We start from the raw sequence: 17,792 nt of genomic DNA, 5'->3' as shown, positions 1-17,792 counted from the left end.
GAAGGAGACCACCATGAACATGCCCGGACTGAATTTCCAACTCGGAGAGGATATTGATGCCTTGCGCGATGCCGTGCGCGCATTTGCCGAGGAAGAAATCGCTCCCCGCGCTGCCGAGATCGACCGCAACGACCAGTTCCCCATGGACCTGTGGCAGAAGATGGGCTCTTTAGGCGTGCTGGGCATCACCGTGGGCGAAGAGTACGGCGGTGCCAACATGGGCTACCTGGCGCACATGATTGCCATGGAGGAAATCTCGCGCGCTTCCGCTTCGGTCGGCCTGTCGTACGGCGCGCACAGCAACTTGTGCGTCAACCAGATCAAGCGCAACGGCACGCCCGAGCAGCGCGCCAAGTACCTGCCCAAGCTCATCAGTGGCGAGCATGTGGGCGCACTGGCCATGAGTGAGCCCGGCGCCGGCAGCGACGTCATCAGCATGAAGCTCAAGGCCGAGGACAAGGGAGGCTACTACCTGCTCAACGGCAACAAGATGTGGATCACCAATGGCCCGGACGCCGACACCCTGGTGGTCTATGCCAAGAGCGAACCCGAGCTGGGGGCGCGCGGCGTCACCGCTTTCCTGATCGAGAAGGGCATGAAGGGCTTCAGCATTGCGCAAAAGCTCGATAAGCTGGGCATGCGCGGCAGCCATACAGGCGAGCTGGTGTTCAACAACGTGGAAGTGCCGGCGCAGAACATCCTGGGCGGCCTGAACCAGGGCGCCAAGGTGCTGATGAGCGGCCTGGACTATGAGCGCGCCGTGCTGACCGGCGGCCCACTGGGCATCATGCAATCGGTGATGGACAACGTGATTCCCTACATCCACGACCGCAAGCAGTTCGGGCAGAGCATCGGCGAGTTTCAGCTCATCCAGGGCAAGGTCGCCGACATGTACACCGTGCTGCAGGCCGGGCGCTCGTTTGCCTACACCGTGGCCAAGAACCTGGACATGCTGGGCACCGAACACGTTCGCCAGGTGCGCAAGGACTGCGCCTCGGTGATTCTGTGGTGTGCCGAGAAGGCCACCTGGATGGCGGGCGAGGGCGTGCAGATTTTCGGCGGCAACGGTTACATCAATGAGTACCCGCTGGGAAGACTATGGCGCGATGCCAAGCTTTACGAAATCGGCGCAGGTACCAGCGAAATCCGCCGTATGCTTATCGGCCGCGAATTGTTCGCCGAAACCATGTAAATGCTCACCACACTGAAACGCATCCTCTCCGTCTTCTTCAACGGCTTCATGCGCGGTCTGATTCGCGCCTGGCTGTTGGTCATTCCCCTGGTGCTGGCCCTGTCCCTGATCCGTTGGGTACAGATTTGGCACTTCTGGCCCGCGGGCTTCACCGCACCGCCGTCCGAGGTGATGACGGTGGCGTTTCAGGGTTTCCGCTTCGACCTGAAGGTCAGCGCCATTGCCGGCATCTTGCTGCTGGTGCTGCTGCCCTGGGTCCACGCCCGGGCGTATCGCGCCATTGCGGCGGTGCTGGCGCTGGTGTTTGTGTTGCTCTCCATGATCAACTTACACTACTTCGGTTTTTACAAGACACCGATCGACTCGCTGGTGTTTGGGCTGGTGGAAGACGACACCTCCGCCGTACTCAAAACCGTGTGGCACGACTTCCCGGTGGTCACCTCGCTGTTGGCCGTCGTGCTGCTGAGTTGGGCTGCGGTATGGCTGCACCAGCGCATCGTGGTGCGTGCCGTGCCCGATACCGCGTTGCGCGGGCGCAGTGCCTGGCTGCGTGGCGTGTTCATCTTCGTGGCGTTCTGGGCGCTGGTGTTTGCTGGCAAGGGCACGCTGCGCGAGATGGCATTGCAGCGCCAGCACCTCACGGTCACCACCTCGCAGTTCCTCAACGACATGGTGCCCAATGGCGTCATTGCGTTGAAGTACGCCTGGGACAGCCGCGGCCAATCGCAAAACCTGCAGGACCCTCTGGTGGGCCTCAGGGCCATGGGCTTTGATTCCGCGCGCGCCGCAGCCGAGGTGCTGGGCCTGCCCCATGACAGCGATGCCGAGGTCAAGGCCGCGCTCACGGCACATCCACCCCTGCCACCCGGAACGCCCAAGAAGAACCTGTTGTTCTTCCTGATGGAATCCTGGAGTGCCGAGCCCATGCTCTACAACAGTCCCAAGTTCGATGTGCTGGGCCGCTTGGCGCCCACACTGGACAAGGCCTGTCACTTCAGCAATTTCGACTCGGCCCACGCCGGCACCCATCCCAGCATGGAAGCCATTCTGTTTTCCACGCCCATCACACCACTGACGCTGGGTGACGTGGGGCGCAAACCTATCCCGTGGGCGACTGCCAAGATCGCGCGCGATGCGGGTTACCGCACGCTGTTCGTGTCCTCGGTACGCGCCGGCTGGCGCAGCCTGGACCGGGTGCTGCAGGCGCAGGGTTTTGACGAAATCATCGATGCCAACTCCCTCAAGGAAGCCTACCCCGAAGCCACCTTGGGTCTGTGGGGCGTGTGGGACGACTACGTCTTCAAATACCTCAAGAAGCGCATGTCCCAGCCCTCCGATAAACCCCTGTTCGTGTTCGTGCTGACCTCCACCAACCACCCACCCTACGATCTGCCGCCCGAGTACAAGCGCGTGCCGCGCGACATGTCGTTGTGGAAGGGTGAGACCAGTGCCGACACGCTGCTGCTCAACCTGGACACCTACCATTACGCCGCCGATCTGCTGGGCGGCTTTGTGCAGGACATCCAGAACGGCCCGCACAAGTCCGACACCATCATTGGCGCCACCGGCGACCACAATGTGCGTTCTTTCGGTGTGTATGCGGAGAACAGCCGGCGCTACCTGATCCGCCAGGTGCCCTTCGTGATCTGGGGTGAAGGCCTGCAGTGTGGCAATCAGCTGGAGCAGCCCGCGAGCCACCGCGACATGTTCAACACCCTGTTCCCGCTGGCCGGCATCGAAGGGCCCTACATCAATGCGGGCCGTAACCTGCTGCAGCCTTTGAAAGAGCCGACGGACCCGATCAATGCGCCGCGCGCCATGTTCTTTACCGGCGAAGCGCGCAACGCCCAGGGCATGTGGCAACTGGGCAATCCCGGCAGCTTCGTGTGCACCTCGGCCAAGCCTGATCCCCAATGTGCATTCAATGCCAAGGACGACCAACAGGAGCGCGCGCGTTACGGTCTGCTGGACTGGAATGTGCGCATCTCCCTGAGAAAGTAACAAGACATGAAGAACCTCTCACACCTGTTTGACAACAACCGGTCCTGGGCGAGCGACATGGAGCGCAAGCGCCCCGGTTTTTTTACCGGCCTGGCCAACCAGCAGCGCCCCAAGTACATGTGGATCGGCTGCTCCGACAGCCGCGTGCCGGCCAACGAAATCACCGGCCTGGACCCTGGTGAAGTGTTTGTGCACCGGAACATCGCCAATGTGGTGGTGCATTCCGATTTGAATGCCCTGTCCACCATCCAGTTCGCTGTGGAGCGGATCAACGTGGAGCACGTGATGGTGGTGGGCCACTATGGCTGCTCGGGCGTGCAGGCTGCGCTGGAAGGCGCACGCATCGGTCTGGCCGACAACTGGCTGCGCCACATCCAGGATGTGCGCGACCGCCACCGCGACGTGCTGGACGTGCTGCCCGAACATGGTCGGGCCCAGGCGCTGTGCGAGCTCAATGTGATCGAGCAGGTGGTCAACGTGGCACAGAGCACGGTGCTGCAGGACGCCTGGGCGCGCAAGCAGAACATCACCCTGCACGGCTGGGTCTATGGCGTTACCGACGGCCTGCTGCACGACCTGCACATAACGGTCACCGGTGAAGATGATCTGGATGCGCTCTACCGCGAAGCCGTCTCCGGTGTGCGCCTGATGCCGCGCCTGCCGAAGTAAGACCAAGCACGCGGCGACCGGCATGTTTCCCACGCGTCTGGATTCGCCGCTGGCCTATGACATCGCCAAGGCCATGCTCGACGGGTTCAACCGCCACTACCTGCTGTTCCGCAAGGAGTCGGCGCGTGCCAAGCATCGCTTTGAGACCTCCGACTGGCACGGCCAGCAGCGTGCCCAGCGCGAGCGCATCGAGTTCTACGCGCTGCGGGTGAAGGAAGCGACCAAGCGGTTGGAGCGCGAGTTCAAGGCCAGCGAGCAGCCCATGGAAGTCTGGCAGCAGATCAAGCTGCACTACATCGGGTTGCTGGTGGATCACCACCAGCCCGAACTGGCCGAGACGTTTTTCAACTCGGTCACCACCAAGATCCTGCACCGCAGCTACTTCCAGAACGACTTCATCTTCGTGCGGCCCGCCGTCAGCACCGAGTACATCGAAAGCAGCGACCCGCACAACGCGCCTACCTACCATGCCTACTACCCTGGCACGGCGGGCCTGCACAACAGCCTGCGCCAGTTGGTGGAGGATTACGCCTTTCGCACACCGTTTGATGACTTGGAGCGCGACATTGCCTGGGTGGCACAGGCCATGCACGAGCGCCAGGGCGAGGTCACCCTGCGCGCCAACTTCCAGATCCAGGCGCTCTCCGGCCTGTTCTTTCGTAACAAGGGCTGCTACATCATTGGCAAGCTGATCAACGGCTTCAACGCCTTTGGCTTTGCCCTGCCGGTGCTGCACAACAAGGCCGGCAAGCTGATCATCGACACCGCGCTGTTCGGCGAAGACGACCTGCTCATGCTGTTCAGCTTTGCGCGGGCTTACTTCATGGTCGACATGGAGATTCCCTCGGCCTATGTGCAGTTCCTGCGCAGCATGATGCCGCGCAAACCCAGCAACGAGATCTACAACGCGCTGGGGCTGGCCAAGCAGGGCAAGACCCTGTTCTACCGCGACCTGCTGCACCACCAGCGCCACAGCACGGACAAGTTCCGCATAGCACCCGGCATCAAGGGCATGGTCATGCTGGTGTTCGACCAGCCCAGCTACCCCTATGTGTTCAAGATCATCAAGGATTACTTTCCGCCGCAGAAGGACACCACGCGCGAGCAGGTTAAGGCCAAGTACCAGCTGGTCAAGCAGCACGACCGCGTGGGCCGTATGGCCGATACGCTGGAGTACAGCGACGTAGGCTTTCCGCGCGACCGCTTTGAAGACGACCTGATTGCCGAGCTGCAGAAGTTCGCCCCCAGCCAGATCGAGATCAGCGACCGCGATGGTGACGGCACGCTGGAGGTGGTGCTCAAGCACGTCTACATCGAGCGGCGCATGATCCCGCTCAACATCTATCTGCAGGAAGCTTTCGATGCCGGTGGTGCTCGCGCCGATGACACCAGCCCTGCGGCCCGTCGCGCGCGCGAGCAGATCACGCGCGCCGTCATTGAATACGGCAACGCCATCAAGGACCTGGTGGCCGCCAACATCTTCCCTGGCGACATGCTGTGGAAGAACTTCGGCATCACCCGCAGCAGCAAGGTGGTGTTCTACGACTACGACGAGATCGAATACATCACCGACTGCAACTTTCGCCGCGTGCCCGAACCCCGTACCGAAGAGGAAGAGATGTCCAGCGAAGTCTGGTACGCCGTGGGTCCGCACGATGTCTTCCCCGAAACCTTTGCCCCGTTTCTGCTGGGCAACCCGGCAGTGCGCGAAGTGTTCATGCAGCACCATGCCGACCTGCTGGATGTGGAGTTCTGGCAGAGCTGCAAGGACCGCATTGCTGCGGGCCATGTGCACGACGTATTTCCCTACGAGCGCAGCAAGCGCTTTGTCCACCAGTACCGCGGCACCCTTGCCGCTTGAGTTTCATCTTTTTACCAACTACAGGAGATCCCTATGTCCGAATCCGTTGTCATCGTCAGTGCAGCCCGTACGCCCATGGGCGCGTTCCAGGGCGACTTTGCGTCGCTTGCCGCGCACGACCTGGGCGGCGCAGCCATCGCGGCTGCAGTGCAGCGCGCAGGCATTGCACCAGAGCTGGTGACCGAAGTCATCTTCGGCAACTGCCTCATGGCCGGCCAGGGCCAGGCTCCGGCACGCCAGGCCGCATTCAAGGGCGGGCTGCCCAAGAGCGCAGGCGCCGTCACGCTGTCCAAGATGTGCGGCTCCGGCATGCGCGCGGCCATGTTCGCGCACGACATGCTGGTGGCCGGCAGCCATGACGTGCTGGTGGCGGGCGGCATGGAGAGCATGACCAACGCGCCATACCTCATGCTCAAGGGCCGCAGCGGCTACCGCATGGGCCACGACCGCATCTTCGACCACATGATGCTCGACGGTCTGGAAGACGCTTACGAGGCAGGCCGTTCCATGGGCACCTTCGGCGAAGACTGCGCCGCCAAGTACAGCTTCACCCGCGAACAGCAGGACGCCTTTGCAACTGCCAGCGTGCAACGCGCGCAGAACGCCATCCAGTCCGGCGCATTCGCCACCGAGATCACGCCCGTCACGGTGAAGACTCGCACTGGCGAGGTGGTGGTGTCGGCGGACGAAGGCCCGGGCAAGATCAAGCTCGACAAGATTCCCACGCTGCGCACCGCCTTCAAGAAAGACGGCACCATCACCGCCGCCAGCAGCAGCTCCATCAACGATGGCGCTGCCGCCATGGTGATGATGCGCGCCGGTACCGCCTCCAGTCTGGGCTGCAAACCGCTGGCACGCGTCGTGGCCCACTCGGTACATGCGCAGGAACCCAACTGGTTTGCCACGGCGCCCGTGGGCGCGGTACAGAAGGTGCTGGCCAAGGCCGGCTGGTCGGTGGCCGATGTGGATCTGTGGGAAGTGAACGAAGCCTTCGCCGTGGTGCCCATGGCCTTGATGACGGAGCTGTCGATCCCGCACGAGAAGGTCAATGTGAACGGCGGCGCTTGCGCGCTGGGCCACCCGATTGGCGCATCGGGTGCGCGCATCATGGTGACGCTGATTCATGCTTTGAAGGCACGTGGGTTGAAGCGTGGGGTGGCGACCTTGTGCATTGGTGGTGGTGAGGCTACGGCGGTGGCTTTGGAGCTGTTCTGAGTTTTCATGCCTGCATTGGTGATGTTCTCACGCGCGGCGACCGGGTATGCCGGTGGCCTCATCTGCCCTGCGGTCAGAAAATCGGCGACCGGCATACCCGGTCGCCGCGCTGGGCGCGTGCGTGCGATAAATGCAAACGGACTTCACCTCTTGCGTGCGTTAACTTCGTCCAAGCGGGAAGGGGCGGAGCGGCTAGCCGATTTTCTGGCCGAAGGACAGATGAGGCCAGTCGCTCTGCCCCTTCCCGCGTACCAACCAAGCCGGCACATCAACAGGAGCACAAAGTGACCATCCTCATCCTGGGCGCCTCCAGAGGCATAGGCCTGGAGTTCACCCGCCAGTACCTGGAAGCCGGCGAACGCGTCATCGCCACTGCACGCGATGCGGCAGGCATGCAACGCCTCACCGATGTGGGCGCGCAAGCCCTCAAGCTCGACGTCAGCAACCCCGCCAGCATCAGCGGCCTGAGCTGGCAGCTCGACGGCGAGAAGATCGACATCGCCCTCTACGTGGCCGGCGTCTACACCACAGGCGGCGCCCTCAGCCCGCCCACGCAACAACAGTTCGACCAGGTCATGCACACCAATGTGCTGGGCGCCATGCAGGCGATTCCCCAGGTCGCACCCTGGGTGGAAGAGGCCAAAGGCATCTTCGCCTTCATCACCAGCGGCATGGGCCAGATCAGCACGGTGGAGTCCAGCTTTGGCTGGACCTACCGCGTGAGCAAGGCCGCGCTCAACATGGCGGTGGTGGCGGCGCAGCCCGACTATCCCAAGGCCACCTTCATCGCGCTGTGCCCCGGCTGGGTACAGACCGACATGGGCGGAACGGGCGCACCGCTGACGGTGGAAGCCAGCGTGGGCGCCATGCGCCAGACGCTTAGCGCAATCACCCCCAAAGACAAAGCCAAATTTCTACACCACGACGGACGCCCTTACGCGTCCTGGTAAAACAAAGACGGAGACAAGACAACATGCTGCTGACACAAGACCAGGAAATGATCCGCGACGCCGTGCGCGACTTTGCCCAGACCGAGCTCTGGCCTCACGCTGCCCAGTGGGACAAGGAGCACACCTTTCCCAAGGACGTGCACAAGGGCCTGGCGGCGCTGGGTGCCTACGGCATCTGCGTGCCCGAGGAGCTGGGCGGCGCGGGGCTGGACTACCTGACCCTGGCGCTGGTGCTGGAAGAAATTGCCGCGGGCGACGGCGGCACCAGCACCGTCATCAGTGTGACCAACTGCCCGGTCAATGCCATCCTTATGAAGTTCGGAAACGCTCAGCAGAAGAAACAATGGCTGGAGCCGCTGGCCCAGGGGCAGATGCTGGGGGCGTTCTGCCTGACCGAGCCGCATGTGGGCTCGGACGCGTCATCGCTGCGCACCACTGCTACGCGCGATGGGGATAGCTACATCATCAATGGCGTAAAGCAATTCATCACCAGCGGCAAGAACGGCGACGTGGCCATCGTCATTGCGGTGACCGACAAGGGCGCTGGCAAGAAGGGCATGAGTGCCTTTCTGGTGCCCATCAACACACCGGGTTATGTGGTGGCACGTCTGGAAGACAAGCTCGGCCAGCACAGCAGCGACACCGCGCAGATCAACTTCGACAACTGCCGCATCCCCGCCGAGAACCTGATCGGCAAGGAGGGCGAGGGTTATGGCATTGCGCTGGGCGGGCTGGAGGGAGGGCGCATCGGCATTGCGGCGCAGAGCGTGGGCATGGCACGTTCCGCGCTGGAAGTGGCCGTGGCCTATGCCAAGGACCGCCAGAGCTTCGGCACCAGCATCTTCAACCACCAGGCGGTAGGCTTCCGGCTGGCCGATTGCGCCACCCAGATCGAGGCGGCACGCCAGCTGATCTGGCATGCCGCCTCCCTGCGCGACGCGGGTCGGCCCTGCCTGAAAGAGGCCGCCATGGCCAAGTTGTTTGCCAGCGAAATGGCCGAGCGCGTGTGCAGTGCTGCCATCCAGACGCTGGGCGGCTACGGCTATGTGAGCGACTTTCCGCTGGAGCGCATCTACCGCGACGTGCGGGTCTGCCAGATCTATGAAGGCACCAGCGACGTGCAGAAGATCATCATCCAGCGTGCGCTGGCCTGAGCCCATGTCGGCAAGCCTGGACCGCACGCACATGCTGCGCGACATCCACATCTTCGAGCGTGGTTGGCTGTCGAGCAACAACATCCTCATCACGGGCAAGGACAGCAGCGCCCTCATCGACAGCGGCTACTGCATCCATGCCGAGCAGACGCTCTCGCTGGTGGACGCGGTACTGCAGGGCAAGGCGCTGGATGTGCTGGTCAACACGCATCTGCACAGCGACCACTGCGGTGGCAACGCAGCACTGCAGGCACGCTACCCGCAGCTGCAGACGCTGGTGCCGCCCGGCCATGCGCCGTTTGTGGCGCAGTGGGACCCGCAGGCACTGAGCTACACACCCACCGGGCAGAACTGCCCGCGGTTCACGCTCAGCGGCACCTTGCAGCCCGGCACCGAACTGCGCCTGGGCGACATGCAGTGGCAGGTGCATGCAGCGCCAGGGCATGACCCGCATTCGGTCATCCTGTTTGCGCCTGAGCGCCGCGTGCTGGTGTCGGCGGATGCGCTGTGGGAGCGCGGCTTTGGCGTGATCTTTCCCGAGCTGGATGGTGCACGTGCCTTTGACGAAGTCGCCGACACACTGGACCTGATCGAGCGCCTGCAGCCGTTGCTGGTGATACCCGGCCACGGTTCCCTGTTCAGCGATGTGGCCGATGCCTTGGCGCGCGCGCGCCAAGGCTGGAAGGTTTTCAGAGCGACCCGGTGCGCCACTTGCAGCATGCTGCCAAGGTGTTGCTGAAATTCAAGTTGCTGGAGTTGCAGCGCAGCCGCATGGCCGATCTGCTGGCCTGGTCGGATGCGACGCCGTATTTCCGTTCACTGTTCATGCAGCTGTTCCCGGGCACTGCCAGCGCAGACGCCGTGTCCGCGCTGGTGCATGATCTGGTGCGCGCCGGCGCTGCCCACGTGCAAGGCGAGTGGGTGCACAACGCCTGATCGCAGCAATCCATACCCACAACCCATAAGGAGACACCCATGCCCATTACCAAAGGATTCCGTGCACTGGTGGATGAAGCCATGGCCCAGGTCACCACCTATTCGGTGCCAGACGTGCGCGCGCGCCTGGATGACCCCCAAGTGCAGATCGTCGACATCCGCGACGTACGCGAGCTGGCAGACGGCACCGTGGTGGGCGCCTTCCATGCGCCGCGCTGCATGCTGGAGTTCTGGGTGGATCCGGACTCGCCCTACCACAAGAAGATTTTTGCCGACGAGGGGCGTGAGTTCATCCTGTTCTGTGGCGCCGGCTGGCGCAGTGCATTGGCGGCCAAGACGCTGCAGGACATGGGCATGACCAACGTGGCCCATATCGATGGCGGCTACGCCGAGTGGGTCAAGCAGGGCGCACCCACCGAGACGCTGGAGCAGCAAAAGGCACGGCGCGCAGCCAAGGCATGAAGACGCTGGACGCACACCAGCCTTGCCCCTGCGGGCGGCTTGCCGCAGGCAAGGGCGGCAAGCCGCTCACCTATGGCAGCTGTTGCGGCCGCTGGCTGGAGCCGCAAACCGCAAGCGCATTTCCGCCCGACGCCGAGAGCCTGATGCGCTCGCGTTACAGCGCCTTTGTGCTGGAGCGAGAGGCCTATCTGCTGCAGAGTTGGGCCGCGCAACACCGCCCTGCCAACATTGACTTTGATGCGGGTGTCAAATGGCTGGGGCTGGAGGTGCGTGCGCACCGCCAGACCGGGGCGGATACTGCCGAGGTGGAATTCGTGGCCCGGCAAAAGCCCATGGGCGGGCCTGCGGTGCGGCTGCACGAGCGCAGCCGGTTTGTGCGCCAGGACGGGCGCTGGTTGTATGTGGATGGAGATGCCTTGTGAGATTTGATGCTGTGCTGTTTGATTGCGATGGGGTGTTGGTGGATTCCGAGTCCCTCACCTGCGGCGTGCTGCGCGACATGCTGCAGGACCTGGGCTGGACCCTGACGCTGCAGCAGTGCATGGACATCTTCATCGGCAAGATGGTGGCCGACGAGCGCGTGCGCATCGAGGCCGAGACCGGCAAGCCGTTTACCCAGGAGTGGCTGGCGGCGTTTCGCCAGCGCCGCAACGAGACGCTGGATGCCAACATCGTGGCGATACCGAATGTGCACGCCGCCGTGCAGCACCTGCATGCCGCCACACAAGGGCGCATCGCCTGCGCCTCGGGTGCGGACCGGCCCAAGATCGAACTCATGCTGTCCCGCGTAGGGCTGCTGCCGCATTTTGAAGGGCGCATCTTCAGCGGACATGAAATGCCGCGCTCCAAGCCTTTCCCCGACGTCTATCTGGCTGCGGCTGCGCACCTGGGCGTGGCGCCGGCCCGCTGCGCCGTGGTGGAAGACACTACGGTGGGCGTGCGCGCCGGTGTGGCCGCCGGGGCCACCGTGTTTGCCTATGCGCCTTTGGGTGACGGGCAGGCGCTACGCGATGTAGGTGCGCATGCGGTGTTCACCGACATGGCGCATTTGGCCGCTGTGTTGGCGTAAGGGCTGCGCCAGCGCCGCCACTCAGCGGTGCATCTGGCGCAGTTCGCGCTTGAGCAGTTTGCCGGTGGGGTTCTTGGGCAGGGCATCGACAAACACCACCCGCTTGGGCGCCTTGAAGCCGGCCATGTGTTCGCGGCAGAACGCCATCACGGCATCTTCGGTCAGGGTCTTGCCAGCCTTGAGCACGATCACCGCCGTCACCGCCTCCACCCATTGCGGATCGGGCAATCCGACTACCGCCACTTCGCTGACTTCGGGCAGGCGGTAGATCATTTCCTCCACCTCGCGGCTGGCCACGTTTTCGCCGCCGGTCTTGATCATGTCCTTCTTGCGGTCCACCACGCTGATGTAGCCCTCGTCATCGATCACGCCCAGGTCGCCACTGTGGAACCAGTCGCCCTCGAACGCAGCGCGGGTGCGCTCCTCGTCGTTCAGATAGCCCAGCATCAGGTGCGGTGAGCGGTGCACGATTTCGCCGACTTCACCGGGGGGCACGTCTTGCATGGCATCGTTCACGACACGCGTTTCCACATTCAGCACCGGGCGGCCGCAGGAGCCGGGTTTGCGCAGCTGGTCTTCCGGCGGCAGCATGGTGGCCAGCGGTGCGATCTCGGTCTGTCCATACATGTTCCACAGGCGCACCTGGGGCAGGCGGGTGGTGAGCTCGCGCAGCACTTCCACCGGCATGATGGATGCGCCGTAGTAGCCCTTGGCCAGGTTGGTGAGCTTGCCCGGATCGAGCTGGGGTGAGCGCAGCAGTGCAATCCACACCGTGGGCGCGGCAAAGAAGCTGCTGATGGAAAAGCGCTCCATCAGTGCCAACAGGTTGTCGGGCACCGGCTTGGACGTGATGATGTTGGTGGTGCCCATGAAGATGCCGGGCCCGAAGAACACGTCGAGCTGCGCGCAGTGGTAGAGCGGCAGCGCATGCAGCATGACATCCTGCTCGGCCATGCCGGCACTGCCCACGCAGCTCACGTACTGCCACAGCACCGCATCATGCGAAAGCATGGCGCCCTTGGGTGAGGACTCGGTCCCGCTGGTGTAGACGATCTGCAGCAGGTCGTTGCTGCCCAGGGTGCTCTCGGCCAATTCCGATTCACATGCGGCCAGGTCGGGGAAGCTGTGCATGCCGGGCACGGGCGCGCTGTCCTCCTCGGCGGGAATCCAGACGAACTCGCGCACCTGCGTGTCCAGCGCGGCGCCGGCGCGGGCCAGCTCGGCCAGACCGCTGTCGGTGGCCAGCACACGGGTTCCGGCGTGGCGCAGGATGTAGGCCACCTCTTCGGCCTTGAGCATGAAGTTGATGGGCACCAGCACCGCACCCAGGCGTGCCAGCGCAAAGCGCATGGCGGCAAAGCCGTGCGAGTTGCGCGCCAGCATGGCCACGCGCTCACCCTGCTTCACGCCGAGCTGCTGCAGGCCGGCGGCCAGGCGCGTGACCAGCGCGTCAAATTCCGCATAGGTCCATTGCGTGTTGCCGCAGATGATGGCGGTCTTGTTGGGCAGGCGCCTGGCGGTGCGGCGCAGCACGTCGGCCAGGGTTTGTCGGCGGATTGCGGGGTTCATGGGTGTCTCCTCTTTATTGATTTCAAATATGCGGGCAGGTTGGAGTCAACCTTTTAGTTCAAGCGTTCCAGCACCGTGGCGGTGGCCATGCCGTGGCCTATGCACATGACCTGCAGGCCGAACTGGCCGCCGGTCTGCTCCAGACCGGCCAGCATCTTGGCCATCAGCGCCGCACCGGTGCCGCCCAGCGGGTGGCCGTGCGCAATGGCGCCGCCCCAGGGGTTGAGCTTGTCCATGTCCGGCTGGAACTCGCGCGCCCAGCACAGTGCGACCGAGGCGAAGGCCTCGTTGACCTCAATCCAGTCCAGGTCGGCGATGGACAGGCCCGCCTTCTTCAGCGCCATGTGGGTAGCGGGGATCACGCCGGTGAGCTGCATCACCGGGTCCGATCCGGTGACTACGCGGGCGCGGAAACGCGCCCTGGCTTGTAGGCCATGGCGCTCTGCTGCCGCGCGGCTGCCCACCACCACGGCACTGGCACCGTCGGAAATCTGGCTGGAGTTGGCAGCAGTCACCACGCCGGTTTCGGGTGTGCGGAACACGGGTGGCATGGACTGCATCTTGTCGTGGTCGATGACTGCGCGCACGCCTTCGTCGTGGTCCAGCAGGAAGCTGGCGCCGTCCTTGTCCACGCCCGTCATGGGTGCGATTTCGGTGTGCCGGCCCGCCAGACGTGCGGCATGGGCACGGCTGTGGCTTTCCACGGCGAAGCTGTCCACGTCGCTACGCGAGAGCTTCCATTGCTCGGCAACGCGTTCGGCGCTCTCCACCTGGTGCGGTATGGGGTAGCGCGCCAGGGTTTCGGGGTGCAGCATGTCAAAGCCGGTAAAGGCGCGCTGGCCCAGGGTCAGGTCCAGGAACATGGGCACACGGCTCATGCTCTCCACACCGCAGCCGATGGCAAAGTCCAGGTCGCCCGCGGCCACCACCTGTGCTGCAGCGTGCACCGCAAACTGGCTGGAGCCGCACATGCGGTTCAGGCTGACACCCGGCACTTCCTGCGGCAGGCGCGCCAGCAGGGCAGCCTGGCGCGCGATGTTGGCGCCCTGTTCGCCCGCCTGGCTGACGCAGCCGGCAATCACGTCGCCAACCGCTTCGCCGGGGAGCTTGGCGCGCTCCAGTGCCGCCGTGATGGCGCTGGAAAGCAGCACGTCAGGCCGGGTGTCGCGCAAAGCGCCGTTGCGGCGGCCAAAGGGCGTGCGCACGGCAGACAGGATCAAGGGTTCGTTGGCTGGGTTGGTCATGGTCTGGTGTTCCTAGGTTAGATGCGTGCCATTTCGCGGGCGATGATGTTGCGCTGGATCTCGCTGGTGCCTTCGTAGATCTGCAGCACCTTGGCGTCGCGGAAGAGTTTCTCCACCGGGTATTCGGTGCTGTAGCCCATGCCACCAAAAATCTGGATGGCTTCGGTGGCGCACCACATGGCCGCGTCCGCCGCAAACGCCTTGGCAATGGATGCCTGCATGGTGCCGCGTTGGCCTTGGTCCACCAGCCAGGCAGCCTGGTAGGTGAGCAGGCGTGCGGCTTCCAGGCGCATCTGCATTTCGGCCAGCTTGTGGGCCACGGCCTGGTGTTCGATCAAGGGCTTGCCCATGCTGCTGCGGCTGCGAGCATAGGCCAGCGACTCGTCCACGCAGCGCTGGATCAGGCCCACGCCAAAGGCGGCCACCATGGGGCGCGAATGGTCGAACACGGCCATGGCCAGGGCAAAGCCGCTGCCCTCTGCGCCCAGGCGACGGTCCTCCGGCACAAAGGCGTCGTCCAGAAAGATCTCGGCAGTGGGCGCCGCGCGCTGGCCCAGCTTGCCCATGGCCGGGCCCACGGTCACGCCCGGGGTGCCCGCTTCCACAATGAAAGCCGTCATGCCCTTGTGCCCGGCGGACAGATCGGTCTTGGCAAACACCACAAAGTAGTCGGCAAGCGGGGCGTTGGAAATCCAGATCTTGCTGCCCTGCAGCCGGTAACCGCCCTCGGTGCGGGTGGCACGGGTGCGAATGCCTGCCACGTCGGAGCCCGCACCTGGTTCGGTCATGCCGAAGCTGGCAAAGCGGCCCTGGGCCAGCGGCGCGAGGTAGCGTTGCTGCTGTGCCTCGCTACCGCCCAGCAGGATGGGCTCATAGGCCAATGCGTTGACGCACAGGGCCGTGCCTATGCCCAGGCAGGCACGGCAGAACTCCTCGGTCACCAGCACCAGCTCCACGCAACCCAACCCGGCGCCACCCACGCTCTCGGGCAGGGTCAGGTTCACCAGGCCCAGCTCGACCGCCTTGGCCTGCACCTGCATGGGAAACTCCCTTTTGACATCCGCTTCGGCTGCCAGCGGCAGGATCTCCCGGTCGGCAAACTGGCGCGCCAGTTCCTTGATCTGCAGTTGCTCACTGGTGAGCTGAAAGTGCATGCATGTCTCCTGCGTTGCAGCGCCTGCGGCGGCGCATTCTTGTAGGTTGGAGTTGCAAATGTCGCCAGTCAGGCGGACTGCAACTTCCAAGGTCGTCGTCGATTCTAGGATTGGCATAGGGAGATGGATAGGACAAAATCAGCCTTTGAATTTGCATATCTCGCCAAAATCCATTCGTTTTCCATGCTGCCCAGCTCCATCCACACCCTCTCGCCCACCGTCTCCATGGCCATGGTCACGGAACTGCTGGCCGATCTGGGGCTGGACCCGTCCTGGGTAGACAAGGCGATAGACCGCGCCGGCATTGCGCCCGAGCTGTTGCAGGAGGCCGGGGCGCGCATTTCGGTGGAGCAGTTCTCGCGCATCTACCGCCAGTTGGTCGCCCTGCTGGATGATGAGACGCCGGGCTTCTTCTCGCGTCCGCTACGCCAGGGCACGCTGAAGTTCCTGTGCCTGGGCATGTATGGCGCGCCCAGTCTGGAGATTGCTCTGCACCGGTTTCGCAGCTACTTCCGTCTGCTGCTCGATGACATGGGCTTCGAGGTGACGGTCAACGAAGCGCTCACTCGCATCGCGCTTGTCGAGCATGCGCCACCCCGGCGCTCCCGCGTGTTGGTGCACGAGATCATGCTCAAGCTGGTTCACGGCGTGGCGTCCTGGATGATTGACCGCAAGATCGCGCTGGCGCGGGTGGAGTTTGCCTACCCTCGGCCACAGCGTGCTGCCGACTACGTGTACCTGTTTCCCGGGCCGGTGCAGTTCGACCAGGCGCAGACCGCGCTGTACGTGGACTCGGAATACCTGCGGGCGCCCATCCGTCAGGACATGAAGGCTCTCGGCACCTTCTTGCGCAACGCGCCGGCCGACTGGCTCTTCGTCTCGTTCAGCGAAAAAATGCAGACGCACCGGGTGCGCGACTATCTGGAGGCGCAACTGGCCCACAAGCCCACACTGGAATCCACCGCCAGTGCGCTGCATTTTTCCGAGCGCTCGCTGTCACGCCGCCTGGCCGACGAGGGCACGACATTCCAGGCCATCAAGGACGAGCTGCGCCGGGACATGGCCATCCAGAAGCTGCTGAAGACCCGCATGCCCATCACCGCCGTTGCCGCCGCCATCGGCATCGACAACCTCAGCGTCTTCAACCGCGCCTTCAAGCTCTGGACCGGCAGCACTCCCGGGACCTACCGGCGCCTGGGGGCAGGGCGCAAAGGCCGGGACTCGGCCTGAGAGGATGCCTGGCGCACGGCATCGGCCGTCTGCCCGGTCCAGCCCTTGAAGGCGCGCAGGAAACTCTTCTCGTTCTGAAACCCCACGCGTTCGGCGATCTGCTTGATCGGGCGCTGGCTGCGCAGCAGCAGTTCCAGCGCCAGCTCGCGGCGTACCGCGTCCTTGATGGCCTGCAGGCTGCTGCCTTCCTCGTGCAGTTGGCGGTGCAGGCTGCGCACCGACAGGTTCAGCCGCTCGGCCAGGGCATCGGCGCTGCGCAGGACGGCGGCATCCTGCCGCAGCAGTTGACGGGTTTTTTCCACCAGCAGCCGGTCGCGCCGGTAGGGACGCACGGTGAGCAGCAGGGCGCGCTCCAGCATGCGCTGCAGGGCGGCTTCGTCGCGGCGCACCGGCAGTCCAAGGTAGAGCGCGTCGAACTGCAGGCTGTTGGCTTCGGCGTCGAAGCTGCAGGGGCCATCAAACAGCACGCGGTAGCTGTCCTTGTGCAGAGGGGGCGCATAGCGCAGCGTGGTGTGTTGCAGGGCTATGCGCGAGTCGCTCAGCCAGCAGGCCACGCCCAGCGCATTGCGCAGAACCGAAACAATGCAGAACTCGCGCAGTACGCCCAGATCGGTCAGCTCCTTCAGGTTCAGGCTGGCCACGCCGTCTTTCTCGCTGATGCTGAGCTGGATGCTGCCTGTCAGCAGATTGTGGTGGCGGCACCAGCGCTTGAGTGCCACGCCCAAGGTGGGGGCGGTGAGCGAGGCGCGCACCAGCATGCCGTAGCTGCCCCAAGGCAGGCGGCGCTCGAACCAGCCCAGGGCCTCGTCGTCCAGTTCGCGCATGGCAGCGGCAGAGGCCAGCTCGAACTGCAGGGCGGTTACGCGCGCCTGCGGCTTTTTCAAAATGGTTGGCGTAATTTGTGCCTGCTTCAGCATGTCGGACGGGTCCAGCTCGCGGCGGGCGTAGGTCTGCACAATGGCATTCACAAAAGCCACGGGTGTTTCGGCACGCCCAAGGTTGGGGCCGGGGGCAGCATTGCTTGCGGGGCGCTCAGACATCCAAGGCATTGTGGCAGGATTTGCAACCGTACTGGCAAGCTTTTGG

The 17,792-nt window shown here is 64.0% G+C and carries 15 protein-coding genes and 1 pseudogene; 12 read left to right on the top strand and 4 right to left on the bottom strand.

Annotated elements, in window-relative coordinates; genetic code table 11:
• The first annotated feature begins 13 nt into the window (after positions 1–13).
• From AC1RMF_RS06650 to AC1RMF_RS06600, 11 genes and pseudogenes are all read left to right on the top strand, one after another.
• On the top strand, positions 14–1,192 hold the full coding sequence (locus AC1RMF_RS06650) for an isovaleryl-CoA dehydrogenase (RefSeq protein ID WP_493140629.1): 1,179 nt from the start codon (positions 14–16) through the stop codon (positions 1,190–1,192).
• Complete coding sequence (locus AC1RMF_RS06645) at positions 1,193–3,193, top strand: LTA synthase family protein (protein ID WP_493140627.1); 2,001 nt, start codon at positions 1,193–1,195, stop codon at positions 3,191–3,193. It begins immediately after the preceding gene.
• Positions 3,194–3,199: 6 nt separating this feature from the next.
• The gene (can, locus tag AC1RMF_RS06640) at positions 3,200–3,862 is read left to right on the top strand and encodes a carbonate dehydratase (RefSeq protein WP_493140625.1); all 663 of its coding nucleotides are present in this window, start codon (positions 3,200–3,202) and stop codon (positions 3,860–3,862) included.
• Positions 3,863–3,884: 22 nt separating this feature from the next.
• Positions 3,885–5,723 (top strand): bifunctional isocitrate dehydrogenase kinase/phosphatase, encoded by a 1,839-nt coding sequence (aceK, locus tag AC1RMF_RS06635; protein ID WP_493140623.1) that lies wholly within the window; start codon positions 3,885–3,887, stop codon positions 5,721–5,723.
• Between the two features lie 33 nt (positions 5,724–5,756).
• Complete coding sequence (locus AC1RMF_RS06630; protein ID WP_493140621.1) at positions 5,757–6,938, top strand: acetyl-CoA C-acyltransferase; 1,182 nt, start codon at positions 5,757–5,759, stop codon at positions 6,936–6,938.
• Between the two features lie 284 nt (positions 6,939–7,222).
• Complete coding sequence (locus AC1RMF_RS06625) at positions 7,223–7,888, top strand: SDR family oxidoreductase (protein WP_493140619.1); 666 nt, start codon at positions 7,223–7,225, stop codon at positions 7,886–7,888.
• A gap of 23 nt (positions 7,889–7,911) precedes the next feature.
• Positions 7,912–9,042, top strand: a complete 1,131-nt coding sequence (locus AC1RMF_RS06620; RefSeq protein ID WP_493140617.1) for an acyl-CoA dehydrogenase family protein — start codon at positions 7,912–7,914, stop codon at positions 9,040–9,042.
• Between the two features lie 4 nt (positions 9,043–9,046).
• Positions 9,047–9,978 (top strand): annotated as a pseudogene (locus tag AC1RMF_RS06615) (MBL fold metallo-hydrolase).
• Positions 9,979–10,017: 39 nt separating this feature from the next.
• On the top strand, positions 10,018–10,440 hold the full coding sequence (locus AC1RMF_RS06610; protein ID WP_342618934.1) for a rhodanese-like domain-containing protein: 423 nt from the start codon (positions 10,018–10,020) through the stop codon (positions 10,438–10,440).
• Positions 10,437–10,862, top strand: coding sequence for a YchJ family protein (locus AC1RMF_RS06605; protein ID WP_493140615.1), 426 nt, complete (start codon positions 10,437–10,439; stop codon positions 10,860–10,862). The genes AC1RMF_RS06610 and AC1RMF_RS06605 overlap by 4 nt, the downstream gene beginning before the upstream one ends.
• Positions 10,859–11,509, top strand: a complete 651-nt coding sequence (locus AC1RMF_RS06600) for an HAD family hydrolase (protein WP_493140613.1) — start codon at positions 10,859–10,861, stop codon at positions 11,507–11,509. The genes AC1RMF_RS06605 and AC1RMF_RS06600 overlap by 4 nt, the downstream gene beginning before the upstream one ends.
• Before the next feature lie 21 nt (positions 11,510–11,530).
• Here the strand turns inward: AC1RMF_RS06600 and AC1RMF_RS06595 are convergent, their stop codons facing one another.
• The 3 genes from AC1RMF_RS06595 to AC1RMF_RS06585 are packed head-to-tail and all read right to left on the bottom strand — an operon-like array spanning position 11,531 to position 15,476.
• Positions 11,531–13,078, bottom strand: a complete 1,548-nt coding sequence (locus AC1RMF_RS06595; RefSeq protein ID WP_493140611.1) for an acyl-CoA synthetase — start codon at positions 13,076–13,078, stop codon at positions 11,531–11,533.
• Positions 13,079–13,131: 53 nt separating this feature from the next.
• Complete coding sequence (locus AC1RMF_RS06590; RefSeq protein ID WP_493140609.1) at positions 13,132–14,322, bottom strand: thiolase family protein; 1,191 nt, start codon at positions 14,320–14,322, stop codon at positions 13,132–13,134.
• A gap of 17 nt (positions 14,323–14,339) precedes the next feature.
• On the bottom strand, positions 14,340–15,476 hold the full coding sequence (locus AC1RMF_RS06585; RefSeq protein WP_493140607.1) for an acyl-CoA dehydrogenase family protein: 1,137 nt from the start codon (positions 15,474–15,476) through the stop codon (positions 14,340–14,342).
• Between the two features lie 123 nt (positions 15,477–15,599).
• Here AC1RMF_RS06585 and AC1RMF_RS06580 point away from each other — a divergent pair, with 123 nt between their 5' ends.
• Positions 15,600–16,706, top strand: a complete 1,107-nt coding sequence (locus tag AC1RMF_RS06580; RefSeq protein ID WP_493140605.1) for an AraC family transcriptional regulator — start codon at positions 15,600–15,602, stop codon at positions 16,704–16,706.
• Here AC1RMF_RS06580 and AC1RMF_RS06575 read toward each other — a convergent pair.
• Complete coding sequence (locus tag AC1RMF_RS06575) at positions 16,661–17,746, bottom strand: AraC family transcriptional regulator (RefSeq protein WP_493140602.1); 1,086 nt, start codon at positions 17,744–17,746, stop codon at positions 16,661–16,663. The two genes, AC1RMF_RS06580 and AC1RMF_RS06575, sit on opposite strands and share 46 nt — an antisense overlap.
• Positions 17,747–17,792: the final 46 nt, after the last annotated feature.

This window comes from Rhodoferax sp. GW822-FHT04A08 (assembly GCF_058801025.1).
Note: the sequence above shows the minus strand (reverse complement) of the source record. Positions and strands in the feature narration are given on the sequence as shown.